At 43.8% G+C, this 22,427-nt stretch carries 16 protein-coding genes and 1 pseudogene; 1 reads left to right on the top strand and 16 read right to left on the bottom strand.

Annotated features, from left to right (window positions below; translation table 11 throughout):
• Positions 1–495: 495 nt before the first annotated feature.
• The 4 genes and pseudogenes from LC048_RS25280 to LC048_RS24695 form a co-directional block, all read right to left on the bottom strand.
• Complete coding sequence (locus LC048_RS25280) at positions 496–1,023, bottom strand: LPXTG cell wall anchor domain-containing protein (RefSeq protein WP_443137083.1); 528 nt, start codon at positions 1,021–1,023, stop codon at positions 496–498.
• Between the two features lie 228 nt (positions 1,024–1,251).
• Positions 1,252–6,814: pseudogene (locus tag LC048_RS25275) on the bottom strand (pullulanase); the annotation flags it as partial.
• A gap of 1,106 nt (positions 6,815–7,920) precedes the next feature.
• A complete protein-coding gene (locus LC048_RS24700; RefSeq protein WP_306049077.1) occupies positions 7,921–9,486 on the bottom strand; it encodes a carbohydrate binding domain-containing protein in 1,566 nt (521 codons plus the stop codon).
• Between the two features lie 63 nt (positions 9,487–9,549).
• Positions 9,550–11,700, bottom strand: a complete 2,151-nt coding sequence (locus LC048_RS24695; protein ID WP_306049075.1) for a family 16 glycosylhydrolase — start codon at positions 11,698–11,700, stop codon at positions 9,550–9,552.
• Between the two features lie 663 nt (positions 11,701–12,363).
• Here LC048_RS24695 and LC048_RS25240 point away from each other — a divergent pair.
• Positions 12,364–12,735 (top strand): PilZ domain-containing protein, encoded by a 372-nt coding sequence (locus LC048_RS25240; RefSeq protein WP_371932087.1) that lies wholly within the window; start codon positions 12,364–12,366, stop codon positions 12,733–12,735.
• Positions 12,736–13,483: 748 nt separating this feature from the next.
• Here LC048_RS25240 and LC048_RS24690 read toward each other — a convergent pair.
• From LC048_RS24690 to LC048_RS24635, 12 genes are all read right to left on the bottom strand, one after another.
• On the bottom strand, positions 13,484–14,209 hold the full coding sequence (locus LC048_RS24690; protein ID WP_226605027.1) for a CoA-transferase subunit beta: 726 nt from the start codon (positions 14,207–14,209) through the stop codon (positions 13,484–13,486).
• Complete coding sequence (locus LC048_RS24685; RefSeq protein ID WP_226605029.1) at positions 14,206–15,036, bottom strand: CoA transferase subunit A; 831 nt, start codon at positions 15,034–15,036, stop codon at positions 14,206–14,208. Before LC048_RS24685 ends, LC048_RS24690 begins: the two co-directional genes overlap by 4 nt.
• Before the next feature lie 15 nt (positions 15,037–15,051).
• Positions 15,052–16,383 carry a CoA-disulfide reductase gene (locus tag LC048_RS24680; protein WP_226605032.1) on the bottom strand — a complete coding sequence of 444 codons (1,332 nt, stop codon included), beginning with the start codon at positions 16,381–16,383 and terminating at the stop codon, positions 15,052–15,054.
• Positions 16,383–17,543, bottom strand: a complete 1,161-nt coding sequence (locus tag LC048_RS24675; RefSeq protein WP_226605035.1) for an ABC transporter substrate-binding protein — start codon at positions 17,541–17,543, stop codon at positions 16,383–16,385. Before LC048_RS24675 ends, LC048_RS24680 begins: the two co-directional genes overlap by 1 nt.
• Before the next feature lie 23 nt (positions 17,544–17,566).
• Positions 17,567–17,827 carry a EutN/CcmL family microcompartment protein gene (locus tag LC048_RS24670; protein ID WP_226605036.1) on the bottom strand — a complete coding sequence of 87 codons (261 nt, stop codon included), beginning with the start codon at positions 17,825–17,827 and terminating at the stop codon, positions 17,567–17,569.
• A gap of 15 nt (positions 17,828–17,842) precedes the next feature.
• Positions 17,843–18,508 (bottom strand): phosphate propanoyltransferase, encoded by a 666-nt coding sequence (locus tag LC048_RS24665; RefSeq protein ID WP_306049073.1) that lies wholly within the window; start codon positions 18,506–18,508, stop codon positions 17,843–17,845.
• Entirely contained in the window at positions 18,508–18,783 is a 276-nt protein-coding gene (locus LC048_RS24660) for a BMC domain-containing protein (RefSeq protein ID WP_167831228.1), read from the bottom strand. The genes LC048_RS24665 and LC048_RS24660 overlap by 1 nt, the downstream gene beginning before the upstream one ends.
• 717 nt (positions 18,784–19,500) lie before the next feature.
• A complete protein-coding gene (locus tag LC048_RS24655; protein WP_306050607.1) occupies positions 19,501–19,773 on the bottom strand; it encodes a BMC domain-containing protein in 273 nt (90 codons plus the stop codon).
• Positions 19,773–20,231: a BMC domain-containing protein gene (locus tag LC048_RS24650; RefSeq protein ID WP_226605050.1), complete on the bottom strand. Its 459-nt coding sequence runs from the start codon at positions 20,229–20,231 to the stop codon at positions 19,773–19,775. The genes LC048_RS24655 and LC048_RS24650 overlap by 1 nt, the downstream gene beginning before the upstream one ends.
• Positions 20,228–20,515, bottom strand: a complete 288-nt coding sequence (locus LC048_RS24645) for a BMC domain-containing protein (protein WP_226605060.1) — start codon at positions 20,513–20,515, stop codon at positions 20,228–20,230. Before LC048_RS24645 ends, LC048_RS24650 begins: the two co-directional genes overlap by 4 nt.
• Before the next feature lie 22 nt (positions 20,516–20,537).
• A complete protein-coding gene (locus LC048_RS24640; protein WP_226605063.1) occupies positions 20,538–20,861 on the bottom strand; it encodes a BMC domain-containing protein in 324 nt (107 codons plus the stop codon).
• A 10-nt stretch (positions 20,862–20,871) separates the two neighbouring features.
• Positions 20,872–22,422 (bottom strand): aldehyde dehydrogenase family protein, encoded by a 1,551-nt coding sequence (locus tag LC048_RS24635; RefSeq protein WP_226605065.1) that lies wholly within the window; start codon positions 22,420–22,422, stop codon positions 20,872–20,874.
• Between the last annotated feature and the right edge of the window lie 5 nt (positions 22,423–22,427).

Raw genomic sequence — 22,427 nt, 5'->3', positions numbered from 1 at the left:
CTTTTAAAAACCAAAAAAAGGTAATAAATAACCACGAAAAGACATTCGACATTATTCGAGGAGTGCTAGGGACCTGTCAATAAAAAAAGAAACAAAGTTCATCGCGCTTCTCAGTTTCTCTCAGAATATTTATTTTTGTGTCTTTTTGATTTCTCCTTCTGTTAGGTCGATAAACTTCGCAATCTCTTTTGTGCTTCCTTGTGGTGGTAGATTCTTCTTTTTAGTGGTCCCTTTATGAGCCTGTTGTATGAACTCCACGTGCTACCACCGGGTGGACTGGCCACCAATAAATTCGAACAAGTTATAGTCCTTTCTGACTAACTACTATATTTAAAATCAAAAAGGAAATGATCTATGGGCAAATACTTAGCCAAATATCTATTAAAAGACAGATGAAATAAAGCCGGTTCCATTAGGAACCGGCTTTATTTCAATCGTGCATCTTTTATGGTAAACTTCCGCTTAAAGAAGTTCCCCATTTTCCTCTTTCCTACGCTAATAGTGAGAACCTTTTCTGCGCTTCAGGAATAAAACTGTACCGCTGGAAGCAATCAGCAGCAATCCTAAAAGGAATAGGTTGTAACTGTTCGTTGCTGTGTCTGGAAGTTCATAGCCTTCTTCTGGTTGTGAAATCTTTGAGATGTCATCTGAAGATACTATTTCCAAAGCTGCGTAAGTACTCAGGTGGTTAGTTGTTGCAACAGCATGACCATCTTTGTACTTTCCGCCAACCAGTTCCCACTCTTTCTTCACTTCATTGTAGTAATATACTTTAACATCTTTTTGGTTTTTGACTTCTCTGCTATCGACTTTAAATTTGACTGTCAACGGCTGGTCAAATTGATGATACACCTTCCCGTTTCCAGTAATGGTGAAGTCATAAACAGCACTCACTGCAGACTGGATATCTTTCAACCTCTTCACCTTGATGGATATATCCTCATCCGGAAGAACGGAAGCAGGGATATGCAGTTCTGCATCATTGTTCTTGATAATGATGGTATTGCCTTTTTCTTTTAACATTTTAATTTGTTCTTTTGTCAGTTCCACTTCAAATTGTACCTGTTTTTCAAGGTTCACAATGAGAGATGCATCTTTTTCCAGATTATTCATGACTGTATTTTCAATCTTTGCGACACCATTTTTCGTTTCAGGCTTTACTTCAACAAATTTTTTATCAGGCTTTTCACCACCCGGAAGTCCTGGCAGACCAGGTAGTCCAGGAGTGTTTGGAATTCCAGGGTTTTCACCTGGTGCCTCTGTTGCTTTTCTATCCAACTTAATTACGACTGTAGTCAATGGATCGATTGACAAAGTGTCGTTTGTTAATTTGAATCCAGATCTTTTTGAAACAGGCTTCATACCAGCCTCGTCGCTATCTACAAGTACCTTGCCGCCAGCGAAGTTGTAATCGCCCAGCGTCAATGTACGTGCTTTCGTGTCAGCGTTGACGAATACATAGTAGTTGCCTGTCTTGTCAGTCGATACGTTTTCGTATGCGATGACAAGGTCTGTATCCTTGATTTCAGGGATATCAAGCAATGTAACGTTTTGGTCAACCAAATCACTCTCGCCGAGGCGGAAAGCGTTTGTTGACTTCCTTAACTCAATCAAACCTTTTGTAAAGGCTTGCGTTGTTGTATTCACTTCGAATTCTTCTTTGTTTGTTGCTTTTTCCCAATCGAACATATTGATCGCATCGGAAGAATCATACGAGTCATGAATGAAGTATCCGAATGATTTTCCTTTCTCATCCTTCAGTTCGTGGTACTTCTGTTCTGGAACGCCTTTGCCTTTCCACTGCTTCGTTCTGCCATATTCCTGGCCTGCGTGGAGGAATGCTGTTCCCTGGGATGTTAAAATAATGGAGTTTCCAATGCGAATACGCTTATGGATTTCCAACTCATTTTCTGGTACTGACGGATCCTTTTTGATCGATTGGGCAATGACATCGTGAAGCGGCAGATTATCATGCGCTGCGATGTACTGGACCATATCGCCTGGATCGTCCCAAGCAGTATTGCCTGGCTGACCTTTGATGTTCTTGAAGATTGTGTTGATATCTCTTGCTCCGCCTGTGATGAAACGAGGTTCACCTTCAGAACCGAAGCCAGATTTCAGTTCGTTACGGATTTCGTCAGAGAATACGCCAACGTCATCTGTTTTGTTCATCCAATCCTGATCAGCGCCCATGCCCGCTAGCTCTGGCTCAGCGATGTGGCCTGCGAATGTTCTCCAGCCTTCACCGATGAACAATGCATCAGGATTTACAGCCGCTGCTGCGTCATATGCGTTTTGAACAGATGGATAGGTTGCGTCACCCATCATGTCGAAGCGCATACCGTCAATCTTGTACTCTTCGAACCAGTATTTCACTGAATCTACCATCAGCTTTTCAGCCATTGTATGGCTTGTCGCCAGGTTGTTTCCGAAGCCGCCAAGGAAATTACCTTGAGCGTCCTGGAACGCATAGTAATTTGGAACAATATCATTCAGCTGGCTGGCTTTTGCCATATGAGTGTAAACAACGTCAAGGACAACACCCATTCCAGCATCATGGATTGCATCGATCATTTCTTTCAATTCTTTTACGCGTAATTCAGGATCAGTCGCATCTTCTGAATATGCGCCATCCGGCGAGAAGTAGCTGTGCGGGTCATAGCCCCAGTTGTACTCGTTTCCGCCCGCAGAGTAATCAAGCTCTCTTTGGCCCATCTTTGTTTCGTCGCCATAATACCAAGCCATGACAGGAAGCAGTTGGACATGTGTCACGCCAAGAGACTTAATGTAATCAAGCTTGTCAGCAAACGCTTCGTAAGAACCCCATCTTGCGTTCAAATCGCCTTCGATCGATGGGTCAGAAGTGAAGTCACGTACATGAACCTCATAGATGACTGCATCTTCGCGCTTTTCATAGCCATCGATGTTCGCGTGGCTGAATCCTTCAGGGTCTGTATCGCTAAGGTCAATGATTGCTGCCTTGCCAACAGTGTCGCCGTCTGGACCAGCTTCACCTTCCGTATTAACCGTGAAAGCTGCCATTGATTTTGCATAAGGGTCAAGAACCTGACGAGTCACTCCGTCATTGGTTACATCATACTGGTAAAAATAACCCTCAAGATCAGTAACGTTAAGGTCTCCAGGAGTTGCCTCAACAGACCAGACTCCCTTGTCGCCTTTCTCCAATTCAATGCTGCCGATTTTTTCAGCTGCATCATCTTTATCAAAGAAGTTTGCGACAACCTTGCTTGCCTTTGGAGCCCATAGCTTTAATGTTGCTCCGCCATCCTTGTAAGTTGCACCAAGGTCATTTCCATCATAAGCATACATATCATCAAGCATTCTCCAGCCTGAAGCAGCGGAAACTGTTCTGCCTGCATATGTGACGGACAATGGAAGCTTGTCTAAAGCGAATTCCGCTGTAACTTTTACAGAGGTAGCCCCCGTGATTTCGACGCCTTCAATTGTCACTTCAGCACCGTCTGCATCCGTGATTGCAAGAGCATCTTTTAGTGCATCCGCTGTAAGGCCGTCAGTCATCGTGAAGCCTAATAGAATGGTATTTCCATTAAGAACTTCTGCAGATACAAGACCTGTCGCCTGTTCCCAGTATGGAGAAACGTAGACATTGTCATCGCCTTGTTTTACCCAAACATGGTTGTACTTGTCGAGGAGATTGAAGGTCTTGTTCTCGCCATCCTTATCTCCAGTAGACTTATTTAGCGTGATCATGCCGATTTCTTTCGCATTTTCCTTCAACTGGATGTCCACATAAGCACCATAACGGTCAGTTTCCGAGAATGATGCTGCACCAGTCGGTCAACCATCAGAAGGTGCTGCTACATCGCCCCAGTTCCAAAGCCCAAAATCTTCGTAGTCAGCATTGTCCCGTACATAGTGAACACGGACTGTATTTTCAGGAAGGTTGACTGGTTCATATTTATAAACCTTGTCATCACCTTGTTTGATAAAAATTTCATTCATCTCAGGTGACGTGATTGTAAAGCCTTTGTCTCCGCCATCTTTACCCGAATCCCCTTTGGTAATGTCCATAACGAGGAATCCTATGTTCTTCGCGCCCTCAATAAGTTCTACATCGATATAAGCGCCATAGCTGTCTTTCTTTTCAAACATTGTAGCGCCAGTCGGCCATCCAGCTGAAGGGGATGCTACATCATTCCACAGCCATGCACCGAAGTTTTCATAGTTGTTGTCATCGCGTTTATAGTGGATACGCACATGGTTATCAGGGATTGGATCAACAGTTCCCTCTCCGCCGCCATTTTTTGTACCCGCAGCTTCAGCCGCCGTAATCGCTCCATTTTCAACTGACAGTAAAACCGTACCGCCATCAGCTTTTGCAGGGATTGGTAAAATAACTTCTCCCACTTCTGAAGCAGTGTAAGTTTTGCTAGAGTAATGGTCTGTAACAACCGCTCCGGCATCAACTTTCAATTTCACTTCTTTTGCTGTGTCAGCAACATTCAAGCCGACATATGCAGCTTCATTACCGTATGTTCTAGCAAAAACCATGAACTTATCAGCGTCTGTGCCGCCGATTGTCGTGCGTTCACCTTTAGCGAAAACCTTAGAGTGATCGCCTCGGAAATTCAAGATTTTCTTATAGTGGTCAAGAATGTCATTGCCTTCTACCTCATTCCAGGCAAGGTCATAACGGTTATCGTATTGCGGATAGTTATTCGCTCCTGTTTGGCCAAGCTCTTCACCGTAATAAATGACTGGTTGGCCTTTTGCCGTTGCCTGCAGGGAAGCGGCAATCTTAAGCTTGCCTTCGTCATTGCCGACAGCATGCAGGAATCCATCTTCATCATGGCTGCCAAGGAACTGGCCTAGTGTAGCTGTGTTATCGATTTTTCCGTTGCGGGAAATCAGCGCATCGTTTGCTTGTTTAAGCTTTCCGTTCGCAAAGTTTTTCGCGATATTTTTAAAATCAAAGTCAAGCAGGGAGTCCATCATTCCTGACTCAAGGTATCCAGAGTCGTTTCCGGCACTAGCTCCCCAAGTTTCGCCGATCATCTTATGTTCCAGGCATTTTTTCAGTGATTGCGTTCTTGAACGCCATCCATGTTGCATCTTCGACGTGCTTGACAGTGTCTACACGGAAGTAGTCGATTGTGTTGCCTTTTGCTGTTTTTGCTTTTTCGATCCAGTCAGTCTGCCATTGAACAATCGCATCGCGAACTGCCGGGTCTTCTGTCTTGAAATCTGGAAGTCCAGCCAGTTCACCGCGAACCTCATCTGTTCCTACATTTCCCTGGCGAAGCAGGCTGCTGAATGTAGCTCTTTCTTCATCTGTCGGATAGCCGGCAGGAGGGTTTGTCACCTGGTCATCAATATCCTTCAAACCATAACCTGTGTGGTTCAGGACCACATCGACCATGATTTTGATGCCGCGCTCATGTGCAGCGTCAATCAGGGTATGGAAATCTTCCATTGAACCGAAATGAGGGTTCAACTTGCCAAAATTACTAGCCCAATAGCCGTGGTAAGCATAGTAAGAGTGGCCTTCTTCATTGTCGTAGCGCACATCATGCTTGATGTTTTCTACAACAGGGCTGATCCAGATTGTGTTTACACCTAGATCATCAAGGTAATCTAATTTCTCTGTGATCCCTTTAAAATCACCGCCCTGATACGTACCGCGGTCATTTTTCGCATCATAATTCTGGTTGTATGGATCATTGTTTGTTTCATCACCGTCAAAGAAACGGTCTGTAAGCATGAAGTAAATGATTGACTCATCCCAGTCAAAATCATTTTCGCCGACAGCTTGTCTTGTTTTAACTTCTACAGTAGCAGTACCGTTGTAAGGGTTTCCAAAAGAGTCTACAACAGTTAGTGGAATTTCTTTTGTTCCAGCTGGGATATTGTCATCCACTGCGATTGTCACTTCTTTTAAGGCAGGGTCAATTTCAAGCTGCTTGGATCCGCCAAGTGCTGAAATATCAGCTGTCATTGAGCTGATGGAAAGTTCATCAGTCAAACCTTGTACATCAAGAGATAATACTGCGTTTTGGTTGTAATCGATCGCAGCTGGTGCGATTGTGCCTGAAACAGTCAGTTCACCCTTTTGGAAGACGATTTCTGAAGTCGGATTGTATGGGTCTTTCACTTCAGTTGTAGTGCCGTCCTTCATGGTCACAACATATGTGTAAGGAGTTGTGCCATTAGGAATACTTTCGTAAGTAGCTGTGAATCTCTCATTCTCGGACTCATACGTCATTGGAATGGTTTCATCGTTAAACTTCAATTCTACTTTTTCAATCGTGTCCATTGCGTCGTTAGCAAAAAGCTCTTTGTCACGATAGAAGAACGTCGCATTTCCCTGGTCAATTTTAGGGGCTGATCCATCAGGGACGATGCGGATTTGTTCTACACCGCTAGTGATGAATGCTTTTGTGATGGAGTCATTTTTGCTTAGTGTGATAAAACGGTCTCCAAATTCTTTTTCGGCAGTATCCCAATCATAGTTGCTGCGAAGGACAAAACCCATTTGAGCGGCATCTGGACCAATTGGGATTTCTGCTACCGCTTTGCTACCTTCCTTGATTGTGAAATCTACCTTGCCATCATTCACACCAGTGTTCCATGTCCAAATATTCCACTCGCCAAAGTTTTGATCCTCACGAATATAAGTAAAGCGAACTTTGCGTTCACTCGCTGCAACAGAATCTTCCGTTGCAGATGAACTTTCTGCAAATGCTTGAGGAGCAGGCACAAATGGCAGCCATAAGCTCAACAGCATGATCGCAGTCATGAAGATCGAGAAATTGCGCTTATTGTTCTTTCTCATAAACCTTTCTACCTCCTATGTAATATGTTAATAGAGTAATAGATGATAAGGATCAATCTAGTACTCCACCAATGAAATCGTTTGCACAAATGGTCAAAAAATTTAGAACCTTTAATGCAAACGCTTGCAAAAATTATTTTCCTCTCAATCTTACAATATTTATTTATAAACTTCAATGGAGTAAAGTGAAAAGATTGTGAAGAAACAGGACGTATGGACGGTTCTCTTTTAAAGATGAAAGTTACTATGACAAGGAATTAGTCTATAGTGTAGTAACAAGCCAAGCTAAAGCAGAACAGTAAAGTTATATAACTCTAACTGCGCGGCGGTTGAAAATGTAAAATTTGTCAGCACTAATGGAGCTGTATTATTCGAAAGATCTATTGATAAAGGGAAGTATATATCATTCACCAAAAACAACTCTGGTGAAATATTGAAACTTTTTGTGTATGGCACACACCTAGCTTCCTAATAAAACGTAAAAAATACGTTGATTCTATACCGTGTTTTTTTATTGTCTGTACTATGCTGTAATAAGACATAGGTGCACAGCACGGTTCTCTTGTCCCAAAAATATAGTAGGTATTTACCATTTTGAAAAGCATAGGACGTACCCTTCGATACTCCTTTATTTCACAGCTTAGCCCTAGCCCCCATCCAATACTCAAGCGGTTGGCGAATAAGCATGTTTATAAGCGTTTAATGTTCGGTAAAAATGTAATAATGGATTTTCCAGCTAACACTATCAAGAACTTTAGAAATAGGGGTTTAGAAAAATTATTAGAGGTCAATGCAAACTTTGCAAACTTCTATAATATTCCTTAATCTTAGTAACGATCAATTCTTGCCTCCAATTGCACAAATGCGTAACGAAAAATTCCGTATAGAGACCTATCGACAATGAAGCGCTGTTTAATCATGTGCTAAAATAAATTGAGTACCATGAGCTTCAGAGGGCATAAAACAACACAGCGATTGTCCTATCATAATTATAAGAGCCTTATCCTTTTGTGGATAAGGCTCTTTTAGCAGCGATCTTTTAACTAGTTGGAATGCTATATCGCTTCAAGAATGAGGCTCAGCAACCGTCTCGTGTTTCTTCTAAACTACTCTGTTAGTTCTTTCTTTTTCTTATTGAAGAAGTAGAATGCTGTACCTGCTGCTATTAAGAGTAAGCCTAGTAAAAGTATATTGTATATATTTGAAGCTGTATTAGGTAAAGGGTTGCCCTCACCATCATTGTCTCCAGGCTGGTCGGTTGTCAGGTCGTCTCCTTCATTGTCTCCAGGCTGATCGGTTGTTGGGTCGTCTCCATCATTGTCTCCAGGCTGGTCGGTTGTTTGGTCTTCGCCATCATTGTCTCCAGGCTGATTGGTTGTTGGGTCGTCACCATCATTATCACCAGGCTGATCAGTTGTTGGATCTTCACCATCGTTGTCTCCAGGCTGATCGGTTGTTGGATCGTCTCCTTCATTGTCTCCAGGCTGGTCACTTCCGGAATCATCCACTGTAATCGCTACATTATCCAGAAAAGCAGTTGTGGCAGCATTTCCGTCTTGGATGTTACCTAGCTCAAAGACTATTTTTCCATCGTTGAAGCTTTCTTCGGTCATTTCAAATGAATAGGTAAAGGTTTGCATTTGCTTTGTTAAATCAAATGTTTGCGTTGGTGCATATGGAATGAACCAAGGGTCTTCTGTCAGTTCTTTTCCGATGTTCACATTGACTTTACGAGCGTCATTAGCTCTTGCATTAAACGTAACCTTATAGGTTTTTCCTTTTTCAAAAGTAATCCCCTTCTGAAAAATTTGTGGTGAGTAAGATGCACCGCCTACCTTCGTAATGTCCACCTTTAATTCTCCGTTTTCCACATCAGCTGATCCTTCAGCCACTCCGCTCCATTGGTCACCCCACCATGAGACCCAGCCATCTATTCCTGCATCAAAAGTACCGTTGTCTAGCTCTGGTGTATGTTCCGGCTGTTGTGGTGTGATCGATACATTATCCAGAAAAACAGTTGTGGCAGCATTTCCGTCTTGAATGTTGCCTAGCTCAAAAACTATTTTTCCATCGTTGAAGGTTTCTTCGGTCACTTCGAATGAATAGGTAAAGGTTTGAGTTTCGTTTGTTAAATCAAATGTTTGCGTTGGCGCATATGGAATGAACCAAGGATCTTCTGTCAATTCTTTTCCGATGTTCACATTGACTTTACGAGCGTCATTAGCTCGTGCATCAAAGGTTACGTTATAGGTTTTTCCTTTTTCAAAAGTAATCCCCTTCTGGAAAATTTGTGGTGAGTATGATGCACCGCCTACCTTCGTAATGTCCACCTTTAATTCTCCGTTTTCCACATCAGCTGATCCTTCAGCCACTCCGCTCCATTGGTCACCCCACCATGATGCCCAACCGTCCATTCCTGCTTCAAAAGTACCGTTGTCTAGCTCTGGTGTAGGTTCCGGAGTTGTAGGTTCTTCCGGTTGTGATGCACCTGCTGTGATAATTTTTACATTATCAATAAAAATATCATGAGCACCTGAACCGTATTTACCCATTTGGAACTTCAGGCTTAGTGTGTCATTCGCTGGCATTTCCATGATATACGTAAAGGTTTTCATTTCATTCGTTAATTCTATATCCTCATCGAGATATCTGTAGTATCCTGAATTTTCCAAGGAGACAACGATTGGCCGGTCGGTTGTTGATCTTGCGTCAAAAGAGACCGTGTATTGTTGTCCCTAGCCAAACTTCAAGCCACCTTGCTCAAGAAGAACGCCCCACTCTTCTCCACCAGGATTTGTAATCGCTACTTTAGCTTCACCGTTAGCTTCTGTTATTTGTGCCTGTGCATCAAAGTGGATGTATTGTGACCAAGGTTCTAGTCCATTGCTAAAATCACCATTGACTAACTCTGGCACTACCAGTTCCCCTGAAAGATTCAGCAGCTTCACATCATCAATATAAACATCCGAACTATTTCCACCTAAGTTGAATACTAACTGGCCCTGGATGTCTGTCACTTCGCCAGGCATTGTAAACTCAATCGTTTTCTTGTTCGTTTCTTGAGATAAGTTGACAGTATTTGTTGAGTAAACGACTGTTCCATCCTTGCTTACGAAATCCACTTGGATATCTCTTGGTTCCTCTGCTCTTGCTTTGAAGGTCAATTCGTAATTCTTTCCTTCAAGTAAATTCATACCCTGCTGCGTTAACTGGATAGCATTGGTGCTGCTTCCTCCATCAGCAATCGTTGCCTTGAATTCCCTGGTTGCTTCACTAACATTTCCTGTTGCTGAACCGTCATTTTGAACGAAATTCCAAAAAGTCATGCGGTCCATTGTTCCTTGGTCGAATGTCCCATTATAAACATGGTTGCCATTTAATAGAGGTGCTTTAGAAGAATAATCCTGCTGGGTTCCTGTAATTTCTTCCACTCTGACATTCCCAATCCAAATTGGATTAGTCCCGTTGGCGCCCATATTGAATTCTAATCTTGCCGCTAAGTCCGTATCCTGGATCATGTCAAAAGAAAATTCGTAGGATTTGAGTTCGCTAGTTAATTCAATGGTTTCTTCACTTGAATATTTTGACCAGCCTCGATCGGCACCGCCTGATACTTTTACCATCATATTTCGATTGCCAGTAGATTTTGCATCAAAGCTCACTTTGTACTTTCCGCCAGTTGCAATCGAAAGTAATTGAATCTTTTGCAGGGACCAAAGAGCATTTCCTTGGTTGTTCACATCCACTTTGGCAAATGTATCCCCATTAATAGTATCAGTCGTTATAGCCCCATCCCCGCCAAAGCTTGGCAAGTGAAGGAAGTTCCAATAGAGGGGATCCAGGGATTGCGCTTCTGTTGAAATATCTGTAAACCCATGGGTGTAATCATTGTCATAAAGTAGGTTGCCATCTGCTTGCGGCATCTTTGCATCAGCAGGTAAAGTTACTTTTTCAACCGCGGGTTCTACTGGTGTCAGATAGTCTCTGCCGGTTAATTCATAAACGCGAACATAGTCTACTTCCATTTTTCCAGGAAAAGTAGTTGTCGCATCTGGGTCGCCACCATACCAGCCGCCAACTGCAAGATTCAAAACAAGATAGAATTCTTGATCAAATGGGGCAGGGAAAGAGTACTTTTCTGCATTGTTTTTATCTTTGCTATACCAATTATTCGAAGTCTGATAGAGATTTCCGTCAACATACCAGCGAATCTCGCCAGGCTCCCATTCTATTGAATATGTATGGAAATCTGTAAAAGACTCTCCTTGAGGGAAATGATAAGGCTTTCCTTTATAGACATTGTTAGGATACACCTCACCATAATGAATGGTACCGCCAATTTCAGTTGCGTCTTTTCCTGCTGCTTCCATGATGTCAATTTCACCTGAAGCGGCCCAGCCGCCATACACATCATTCTCAGGTAACATCCAAAATGCTGGCCAGTATCCTTGGCCACTTGGAAGCTTCATTCTGGCTTCAAACTTCCCGTACTTTTTGCTGAACAATCCCTTTGTTTTGAGCTTAGCAGAAGTATAGTCATATGAGCCATACTCATCAGTAGTTGCTTCTTTCTTTGCTTCTATTACTAACTTGCCATCTTGCAGGTAAGAGTTTTCAGGAGAGTCGGTATAATACTCTAGCTCATTATTTCCCCAACCTTGAGCTACTCCATCTCCGTTTTCATCGACAATCCAATTTCCGATGTCATGTGACCATTTCGTTTTATCAATTTCAGTACCATCAAACTCATCCGACCAGAAAAGTGTCCAATCTGACTCATTTGTTGAATTCGTCGCCGCTTGCGGTTTGATTGTAGGGGTAATTGCAAGTCCTAAACTTTGAAATGCTAATAAGAATGTTAATAGAATAATAATTGGCTTATTCAAACTATTTCCTCCTTCGTTATTAACCCTTTTGCTAGTATGGTGCCTTTTGGCCCTGTCCTTATTCCCCCCTTTTCACAAGCAAAGAAAATAAAAGAGTTCTAAAACAATATCTACTAATCAAGTGAATTAGTTGAAAGTCGTTTTACTTAATCTAAGGATGTCGGTGAATTTATTTTCTTATTATTGGTTTATTTATCAGTACCACTATTAATTTTATCCTTTTTCGATATGTTTCTTTAGGTTTGGATTTTTGTAAACGGTTTCATAATTTTGGAGAAGAACCGTCCATGAATAGTCCCAGGGCTTATGTTTTAGGATCTGTTTTAGCTCTGGTGATCATTACACTACTATTTGCTTCTGTAATAATCATAAAAAACGCAGCCTTCACCTACCCAGAAGCTATTCATACATCCTATGAATTCTTTATCGGTTCCATATTGACCCTTTTCCCTGCTACAATTTTAGGAATTAGTATGATTCGCGTTCAAAAGGACCACAAAAATAGTTAGCTACCTGCGATAATTTGTTGTTTATTTCATTATCGCTGAACCTAATTGCCTCAAATTTAAATTGAATATTTTGTTACTTCTATTGAACTCTATATCTACTAGGATTAAGATGTTAATAGAATTTCATCTTAATCTCGAGGTGCGCGCATGAGGTATAAACGAAACGAAAGTTTTCGCTTTTCATTCGGTACTCCTCTTCCCTCTTTTTTTTACAATCCAAGAACTAGATGGGAAGCCCGTTACAACTGGGGAAGGGAAATCTTCCTTAATCAATATCAGCCTCAACGGCCTTAAGCTATCCACACCATTAAACATCCCTGATTCACGGCCGCCTGTAAAAATCTCCGTCCGATTCACCATCAACGAGACGCAATTCATCGTTCCAGGCGAAATCGTCTGGAAGAATAAGCGTTTAGATGACTATTTTTACGGAATCCATTTTCATATAGAAGAGAAGCAGCAAGTTAAACTATTGGAAGAATTGAAATCCTATATCAAGGGGAAAAATGAAAAACGCGGGACATAGGGGAATCCCCCCATTGTCCCGCGTTTTTTTGAGTTAGCCCTAGCCATATCCCGGTCAATTCATATTATTCATCCATCTCCATTTTCAAATCCAAGCATATGTACATTAAGTTGACTTTATAGCAGGTGCAATCAAGATTTCTATTATTCGGTGAGAGTTAGAATATATTCCATCCGCGTCCAGTTAATTCGGAAAACCTGTCATTGCCCACCGTTTTGCCGATAGCTTTCCAGACGCGAAAGCAGACCAACTAAAAAAGAGCACAATACACCTAATTAAGCACCTGACGTTTATTTCGACCCCGAATCGGTCGTGAGAACCTTCCCTCTGTCCCTGTAGTGAGTCTATTCAATCAATCTCTCACTATATTTTGACGGATCGCTAATGAGTGAATAGGCATCAGCCCAGCTATAAAAATGAGGTACAAACCCACTAATATAAAGGCTATGCTCGTTATTTTCCTGCCCTGGGATTCATGATAAATACCCCGCAAAACAAAAGACCAAATCGCCGGTATAGCAATTTGGTCCACAAAATCAATAACCCCTATATGTGAAAAACTATCCAACAGCAATAATCCCATTCAAGAATATTGCAGTTCCTTCCTTAACGGTCCTTAATAGTTAAATGGCCGATTTCTTGATAAAGTTTTCACTTCAATCGTAGGAATCTTGAGACTTCATCTATTTTTAGCAAAAGATCAATTTGAGTTGAATTTGTTGTTTTTCTTTGACTTGTTATCAGCTTCTTATAACTCTATCGCCCGATAATCAAACGGGTCTATCTTTTTCAGCATCACAAGTTCTTCTTTCGCAGGTTCTGCCGTGTACTTGATTTCGTCATAAAGCAGTTCGAATCCGGTGTTGTCTTTTACCTCTTGAAGTGAAGAGGTTGGGTGGATGGTGTCGAGATACAGTTTGCCGTTTTTGAATTCGAATACGCAGAGCGGGGTGACGATTTTCCATAGGTTTCCCCTTGTAGTAACGAAGTCCACTTGTTCGACGAATGTTCTAACGTCGTGCTTCGTCCGCCAGATAATCGCTTTCTTCGCTGTTGGAATTAACACGGCACTTCCTGCTCCACCGGGCAGGCGAAGCTTCGGACGATGGTAGTCACCGATGACCGATGCATTTACATTTCCATTGATGTCAAACTGGATTCCTCCAAGGAATGCCACATCCAGCCGTCCTCTCATCGAGAGGTCAAACACTTCTTCCAGCGGGAAATAAGCTTCACCGCTGTCAAGCAAGTCAGCACCAGCAGAGGAATAGGATGCGTTTCGGATTGACCCTGGGTTCACCCCGCCAGGAATGTTCAAGTGAACCAAGTCTGGTGCATGCATGTGTTTGGCAAGGCTCATCGCAACCATTGGCAGGTGCGATGAGACACCATGAAACACTGTTTCTCCATCCTTCAGCATATTGGAGATGGCACATGTCATGATATCTACCGGCCGATAAGATTGTGTCATCATCTGTTCGCCATCCTTTCCCCTTGATGATCTTTTGCTAGATAGCTAGATAGATAGCCCTGAATTTCTTCCTTTGTCTTCATGCTGATGAAAGATGTAAGTGATTTATCATCGATGTCATACTTTTTATAACAAGAAGTCGGACTCGCACCTTTTGGCGCATGGACGACAGCACTTACCAAGAATGAAGGAATATCGACGTACTCAGCATTGAGCTTCATTTTACTGTCAGGTACAATTTGTTCGGTGGTAATGATCACTTTCTTCGCCGCACGGCTTATCAGCACATCCTCGAACTTAGGTCCATAGATTCGTGCATTTCCATGGGCGTCGCATTCCTGGACATGGATGACAGCAACATCAGGCACGATTGTTTTCACGAGCGTGACGGGATTTCCGCTGAATGGATCCTCAACGACCATGAAATATTCATTCTTCTCCAGAAGTTCGCCAGCGACCAGTCCTTTTACCGGCATAAAAGGTACATTCATTTGGGCACCGCGAAGGGCGCAAATGACCGTATAACATGCATGCTCGTTTCCTTTAACGACGCCCTCCTGCACCGCTTTCCGGTAATGGGACGCAAGACCGAACTTGGTCTCATAGCTGACAAAACCAGCATCCACTGTCGCCACGCTCCCTACTGCGCAAAGAAGGTCGATGTCATGAGCGCCAGCTGTTTTTACAATCTTAAGGTCTTTTTTACCTTGTCTGGCTATTTCACGGACAAATGCCATCGGCGCCCGATGAAGGACATTCCCTCCAAACGCAACCGTATCCCCATTTTCCACAAGAGCTGATGCATCAGCTAGACTAATTACTTTTTTCATAAAAATTCACCACCATCACTTTACTGCATTGCAGGCGATGTGCACTGCATCCCATACTCCTGCAAATGGGGGCGCATAGCAGAGGTCCGCCATTCCCAGGTCGTCGGCCGTCATATTCGCATGGATCGCGACGGCAAAAATATCAATTCTTAAGACAACCCCTTTATTGCCGATTGCCTGTGCACCAAGAATTCTCCGTGTCCTTTTTTCGCAGATCAGCTTAATCCAAATCGGGGTTTGATTCGGATAGTACCCCGGATGGTCCGCACTTTTTACAAAAACAGTTGTATAATCCATGTTCAATTTCTTCGCGTCATCTTCAGACATTCCCGTCCTTGCCATCTCGAGGTCAAAAACCTTGATGGCGGCGCTGCCGAGTGTACCAACGTACTTCTGATGGTCACCTGCAATATTCGCGCCAGCCAGCCTGCCGCATTTATTGGCATTTGTCCCAAGCGGGATGTAGCTGTTTTCTTCCATGACTTTGTTGTAGACAAGGGCGCAATCTCCCGCTGAATATATACCCTCGATGTTCGTGCGCATTTCCCTGTCAATCACTACCGCACCATTATCTGCAAGGGCAATTCCCGAGCCATCAAGGAAACCCGTTGCCGGCTTCACGCCAAGAGACAGAAGGACGAGATCTGCTTCATATTCACCACGGTCTGTTTGTACCTTCGCAACTCGCCCTTGGCCTGCAAAGCTCAGGACCTTTTCATTCAAATTCAGCTGGACGCCCTGTTTGCGAAGCTCATCTTCCGCCATGTCAGTGATTTCTTGATCAAAGGTCCGCATAATCCTGTCTGACAGCTCGATGACTCGGATATTTTTGCCGAGATGGCCCATTGCTTCTGCCACCTCAATCCCGATATATCCGCCGCCGACAATGACCACATTCTTCACCTCTGGGCGCCTGGCAATCTCCTGCAATTGAATCCCATCCTCCAATGTCTTCAGAACATGAATATTCTCAAGTTCCCTGCCGCTGAAAGGCGGGACGATTGGATAGGTTCCTGTAGCGATCATCAGCTTATCATAGCTGTCGAGGAACATTCGCTTGGTTTCTAAATCGCGGATCATGACCTGCTTTTTTTCCGGAACGACCTTGACGACCTCGTGCCTTAAATGAATCTCCATGCCCATTGATTCGAATTGTTCCTTTGTCCGGGCAATCATTTTGGTATAATCGTCATTTTCTCCAGAAACATAGTAAGGGAGTCCGCAAGCACCATACGACAGAAAGCTGCCGCGCTCGTAAACAGTAATTTGGGCATCCTTATTCATTCTGCTTAGTTTGGAAGCTGCAGACATACCTGCTGCAACTCCGCCAATTACGATTAGCTTCATTATGAATTTCTCCCGGACATTAATTTTAAGATCTCATCCTCCGCTGCCTTAAGAGCATCGGCAGGACTTTCTTTTCCAATAAAAGCTTGATAGATATGAGTATATAAAGGTGCCATCCTGTCCCCGGCATCATCCATTTTTGGCAATGGTTTTGCGTAACTGCTAATGGATTTCTGTAAAATTGGGTACCATTCATGATCCCCTGTCTCATAGGAGATTTTCCTGACAGGAGCACCAGAGTAGCTGCCGACCACCCGATCAATCGGGGCAGAAGTTAGATACCCAAGGAATTCATCAGCAAGCTCTTTATTGGACGAATTCTTGTTGACAGCAAATCCCCAGGTTACATTCCAGGCAGTAGGGATGATCGCGAAACCTACATCCTCTTTGTCGAGGCAGCGGTCATCCATGACAAATCCCAGCTGGCCGCCCCATGTAATCGCAAGTGCTGAACGCTTTTCCTGGAATGCTTTCCTTACCTCGTCATTGCCATATGTATGTGAATTTTTAGGAGCAAATTTTCTGAGGGAAAGATACTTTTCGAGTGCCTGCACTCCTTTTTCTTGATTAAAAGCAGGAAGGGATGTTTCCCCGTCGAATGCATCAATCCCTTCATTTCGTAAAAAAGGAAGGAAATCAAGGAAGATTTCACTTTCGTGTGCCTTCAGGCTGATACCAGCCATTCCATCCTCACCGTGCAATTTCTTAGCTAGCGAAATGATTGTATCTGTATCCAGTACATCGGGAAGCTTTCCGCCAAAAGCTTTTTCAGCTGAAGATTTACGATATAAAAGAATATGACCATCGCAAAAAGATGGGTACAGGTATGGCTTTCCTTCAAATGTTACTTCGTTACGGATTTCTTCCATTATGTCGACTTCATTGTAGGATTGGTGTTTTGGATAGTTTACTTCAGCAATATAGCCCTTCTTTATAAAATCCTTCAACCAAAGATGACCGGCCACCATCACTATATCAAAATCACTCTTTCCTTCCAGCGCTTCCACCATCATGCCATAATAGTCCACCCACGGGACGATCTTAAAAAGGACATGCATATCCTTCGCTTTATTATAGGTGTCAATGATCAAATAACGCGGATCTGAATACGCATAGACTGCAGGGTCGCCGACTGCGAGAACTTTTAAAATCGAAAACATTTGAGATTCCACCACCTGTCATCTTACTCTTTTTTTAATGGTTCATGATCGATAATGCCTACCACTGCAGCATCGATCGGTGCCTTCCTGCTCAGGCCGTTCTCCACCGCACTGCCCCGGGAAACAAGGACTAGCTCGCCAATACCAGCGCCAATTTCATCCGCCGCCACGAAGCTATCCTCGACGTCCCCGAAATAAGGCTGGATGACAAGGAGCTTGAACCCTTGCAATTCATTATATTTCCTTGTTGATACGACATTGCTGATTACACGGCCCATGATCATGTTTCACGCCCCCTTTTAGGGAATAATTTTTAGCAGCTCGTTTCCTGCCAGTCCAAACGCATTCGCATCATCTGTGTCGATGTGCATATCCAATGCATAGTTTTCTCTGATTCTGATTGTCACTTGACCCATGATGCCCGCCTTCTCTCCGTCTACCAGGACTGACACCTTTTGTTTGTCCCGGACGCCGAACTGAGCAGCGTCAGCCGGTGTCATATGAATATGGCGGTCTGCAATGATACAGCCTTCCTGTAAAACCACTTGCCCTTTTGGACCGATGAGTGTGATTGGTGAAGATCCTGCTAGATTGCCAGAGTTGCGGACAGGAGGATTGAGGACGAGCTTCCGGGCATCGGTCCTCGCGATTTCCACCTGAGTTTGACTCCTTAGCGGTCCAAGAATCCGAACCTTCTCAATCTTGCCTTTCGGACCTTCGATTGTCACTTGCTCATTGCAGGCGAATTGTCCCGGCTGGGAGATTTCTTTCAGCTTCGTCAAGGTGTAACCTTCGCCAAACAGCTGGTTGACATGCCCCTGCTGAAGGTGGACGTGCCTGGCTGATACACTGACAGGGACATATTCTTTTCGAGTTGGTTCGTCCAAAAGATTATGCTTCTTTAGTTCCTCAACCACCGATTTCGTAATCTCAGATAATAATTCTTGATGATTGATGTTCATCATTACTTAATTCCAGTCAATAATTTTGCTACATCTCCATGAGGTCTTGGGATGACATGTACTGCGACCAGCTCTCCAACTCTTTGAGCCGCTTCCGCACCAACTTCAGTCGCCGCTTTTACAGCTCCTACTTCACCAGTCACGATCACAGATACTAGTCCAGATCCGATTTTTTCACTGCCAACGATTTCAACATTTGCTGCTTTCAGCATAGCGTCCGCTGCTTCAATTGCCGCTGTAAGACCTCTTGTTTCAATGATTCCTAATGATCCGTTCATGTAAAGTTCCTCCTGTAATTGGTTTTTTACTTCCTCGGTTATAGAAAATACTGATATTGGTTGGTTCTGCACAATTCGCTGCATGATTCTTTCATCGCATCCGAACTTGCGCTTACTTCGGACAGGTTTGGGCTCATTTTTAGCCAAGTTGTCCGAACTTGGGCTTACTTCGGACAAGTTTAGGATCTTTTCCACCAAAACTGTCCGAACTTGAACCTACTTCGGACAAGTTGGCTCTCTTTTCTGTCAAAGTTGTCCGAACTTGGACTTACTTCGGACAAGTTTAGGATCTTTTCCACCAAAACTGTCCGAACTTGAACCTACTTCGGACAAGTTTAGGATCTTTTCCACCAAAACTGTCCGAACTTGAACCTACTTCGGACAAGTTCGGGCTCTTTTCCGTCAAAGTTGTCCGAACTTGCGCTTACTTCGGACAGGTTCGGGCTCTTTTCCACCAAAATTGTCCGAACTTGCGCTTACTTCGGACAGGTTCGGGCTCTTTTCCACCAAAGTTGTCCGAACTTGGACTTACTTCGGACAAGTTTAGGAACTTTTCCACTAAAGTTGTCCGAACTTGATCCCACTTCGGACAGGTTTGGGCTCTTCACTGCCAAAATTGTCCGAACTTGCGCTTACTTCGGACAGGTTTGCGCTCTTTTCTGCCAATGTTGTCCGAACTTTAAGTGATTGACTAGTTGCCCTGAAAATTTTACTACCTTATAAATTTGGCAATAGCTTCGTAATATCACCGTGCGGTCTTGGGATGACATGGACTGCGACTAGTTCGCCGACTCGCTGTGCTGCTTCTGCTCCGACTTCTGTTGCTGCCTTGACTGCTCCTACATCACCTTTGACGATAACAGATACTAGTCCTGATCCGATTTTTTCGCTGCCGACAATCTCAACGTTGGCTGCTTTCAACATGGCATCTGCTGCTTCAATTGCTGCTGTAAGACCTCTTGTTTCGATTAAACCGATAGATTCATTCATCATTTTTCCTCCTCAGATTCATTAAATTCTTTTCGACTTTCTACTTCATCAATGATTTCCTCAACGTCAATGTCATCCATGTCACTATCTTTCATTGCTTCATAAACCTCACCAAGCATATCCTTGCTTTTTTCCACTTTAGTGACCAGCTCCTCCGCATCTGCAGCCAATTGGGTTGGAACAATGAATTTCATAATTTCTTCATGCGGATTCATGATGGCAAGTGCCATTTTAAGCGGGTTTCCCGGTTTCCCTTCACAGACCTGTTCGGCGATCTCAATTGCAGCTTTTATATCGGATACACTGCCTCCGATAATCAAACTGACCAGTCTGCCACCCAGGTAATTCTCTGAAGTCAGAAATTCAACGTTTGCACCTTTGCAGACAGCATCTAATATTTCTGATGCGATGGTAAAATATTGTGTTTCTATGACACCTATTGCTTCATATCGGTTCATTGTTCACCGCCTTCTGCTGTATCCGTCAGCTTTTCCAAACCTTCATATGGTCTTGGGATTACCCTGGCCGCTATCAGTTCCCCGTGTTCCACCGCAGCCTCCTGGCCCACTTCAATTGCATGCTGGACAGATGCTAAATCCCCGCGGATGATGATGGAGACCATTCCGGTCCCAATCCTTTTCATGCTTTCAATCTCGATGTATGCGGATTTGATCATTCTGTCAGCGCAGGTTAAAGCGTTTACATTTCCGACGACTTCAATGATTCCCAGTGAATGCTTCACCTGTCTCACCTCTTGCCATGACTTAAGACTTAATTTTGACCTTTCCCAGCGGAAGAAGTTTCTCGATTCCTTTCGATGCAGAAGAGATCATATGAGCAGAAATATCTGCTTCATCTATATACTTTGCGGCTTCATGTTCTGCAGCTTCCAGAGCAACTTTAACATCCGAGACCGATCCGGTGAATTTCACCTGGATTACGACCGGTATTGGTGCATGATCGCCAGCGGCAGGATTATTGCAGTCCATTCCTTCGATCTTTATGTTCGCCGCCTTGCAGGCCTGGTTCATTGCTGCCAGGGCGACACTGTATCCTTGCACTTCCAATAACCCAATTGCATTCCCCATCTTCCATCACCTACCCTATGATTCGAAATCCACCCTCAGCTAACACACAGCGCCTTTGTCTTGTAAAAGTTTTCGCCGAAGTGATCCCTTCACCCGTAGGCCCGGCGATCGTCATCGTTGTAAAGCCTTCGCCCCCAAACCCAACTCCAGCTAGAGATGAAGCATTTTTTACAAAAATGGTCGTCTCGACTGCTCTTGCAAATCGCGTTAGATGATCAACATTCTTGGAGTGCATAATAGCCGTATGGCGATTTCCATGCTCCGCCTTCACTGCAAAATCAATTGCCTCATCCAATGACTTAGTCCGCACTAGTGGAAGGACTGGCATCATTTGCTCCAGCTGGACAAATGGATGATCAAACTCAACATCACATATAAGCAATCTGACCTCACCGTTAGTTACAACTCCCAATTCTTTTAGAAAAGCTGATGCCGGCTGGCCGACCCATTTTTTCGCCACATGGTACTCTCGCTTTGAGTCAAGCGAACATCCCTGGGCCACTTGCTTTTCGTTTTCCTCAAGCGCAAAGCTCATTACTTTCTCCAGCTGATATTGATCGAGCATGTATGCTCCGTTGTTCAGCATATGAAAAACTAAGTCATCAGCAGCTGAGTCAAGGACAAACACTTCTTTTTCGGCGATGCACAGGATGTTGTTATCAAATGATGCTCCATCGATAATCGATTTTGCAGCATGTTCCAAATCAGCGGTATCATCCACGATTACCGGCGGGTTGCCTGCTCCAGCTCCAACCGCCTTTTTACCTGATTTAAGGAGTGTTTTTACGAGACCGGGACCACCTGTTCCAACTAACATCCGAACCTTCGGGCTTTCAATTAAGACCTGCATCGTATCCAATGTAGGATTGCCAACCATTGTAATCAGGTTTTCAGGTCCTCCTGCAGCCTTGATTGCCTTATTTAACAACCGGACCATATAAGCACAAGAGTTTTTAGAAGAAGGATGGACATTGAACACGACTGCATTCCCGGCAGCGAGCATTCCAATTGAGTTATTAAGGATGGTTTCAGTCGGATTTGTCACCGGCGTCACTGCCCCAATCAGTCCGAATGGCGCCTCCTCGACGATTGTTAAACCATCATCACCTGAGAATGCCTCCGTTTTCAGGATTTCAGTACCCGGTGTATGTAAAGCTGTTAATTCATGCTTGGCAATTTTATCGACGACATTGCCAAGTTTTGTTTCCTCATAGACCATATTGGCGAGATTTTCTTTTTCCACTAAAACCGCCTGCCGCATGGAAGAGACAATTCTTTCCCGGTCCTTCAGCTGGAATTGTCTCATATATTCAAGCTGCGCCTTGTGGCCTGCCTCGACTGCGTCCTCCATCGAAGCGAACACTCCAAGGTCCCCTTGCGGTTGTATCGTAGATGTCTCTTGCCTTGCTGCAGCTGCTATCTGCTGCTCAGGATGGACAGCCTGCTTCATCTTCAGAGGAGCGTTAGCAGATGGCGGGATCTCTTTCATCACAGCTTCAACATTTTGCAATACAGATTGAACGATTTTTTGGATATCCTGTTCAGAAATCTGGGTGCTCAAAGTGC

Origin of the sequence: Mesobacillus subterraneus (assembly GCF_020524355.2) — a bacterium.
GTDB classification, from domain to species: domain Bacteria; phylum Bacillota; class Bacilli; order Bacillales; family Cytobacillaceae; genus Mesobacillus; species Mesobacillus subterraneus_C.
Note: the sequence above shows the minus strand (reverse complement) of the source record. Positions and strands in the feature narration are given on the sequence as shown.

Excerpts from the sequence above, each read along its gene's own strand:
- LC048_RS25280 (WP_443137083.1), bottom strand. The coding sequence starts at position 1,023 with ATGTTAAAAGAAAAAGGCAATACCATCATTATCAAGAACAATGATGCA.
- LC048_RS24690 (WP_226605027.1), bottom strand. The coding sequence starts at position 14,209 with ATGATGACACAATCTTATCGGCCGGTAGATATCATGACATGTGCCATC.
- LC048_RS24685 (WP_226605029.1), bottom strand. The coding sequence starts at position 15,036 with ATGAAAAAAGTAATTAGTCTAGCTGATGCATCAGCTCTTGTGGAAAAT.
- LC048_RS24680 (WP_226605032.1), bottom strand. The coding sequence starts at position 16,383 with ATGAAGCTAATCGTAATTGGCGGAGTTGCAGCAGGTATGTCTGCAGCT.
- LC048_RS24675 (WP_226605035.1), bottom strand. The coding sequence starts at position 17,543 with ATGTTTTCGATTTTAAAAGTTCTCGCAGTCGGCGACCCTGCAGTCTAT.
- LC048_RS24670 (WP_226605036.1), bottom strand. The coding sequence starts at position 17,827 with ATGATCATGGGCCGTGTAATCAGCAATGTCGTATCAACAAGGAAATAT.
- LC048_RS24665 (WP_306049073.1), bottom strand. The coding sequence starts at position 18,508 with ATGATGAACATCAATCATCAAGAATTATTATCTGAGATTACGAAATCG.
- LC048_RS24660 (WP_167831228.1), bottom strand. The coding sequence starts at position 18,783 with ATGAACGGATCATTAGGAATCATTGAAACAAGAGGTCTTACAGCGGCA.
- LC048_RS24655 (WP_306050607.1), bottom strand. The coding sequence starts at position 19,773 with ATGAATGAATCTATCGGTTTAATCGAAACAAGAGGTCTTACAGCAGCA.
- LC048_RS24650 (WP_226605050.1), bottom strand. The coding sequence starts at position 20,231 with ATGAACCGATATGAAGCAATAGGTGTCATAGAAACACAATATTTTACC.
- LC048_RS24640 (WP_226605063.1), bottom strand. The coding sequence starts at position 20,861 with ATGGGGAATGCAATTGGGTTATTGGAAGTGCAAGGATACAGTGTCGCC.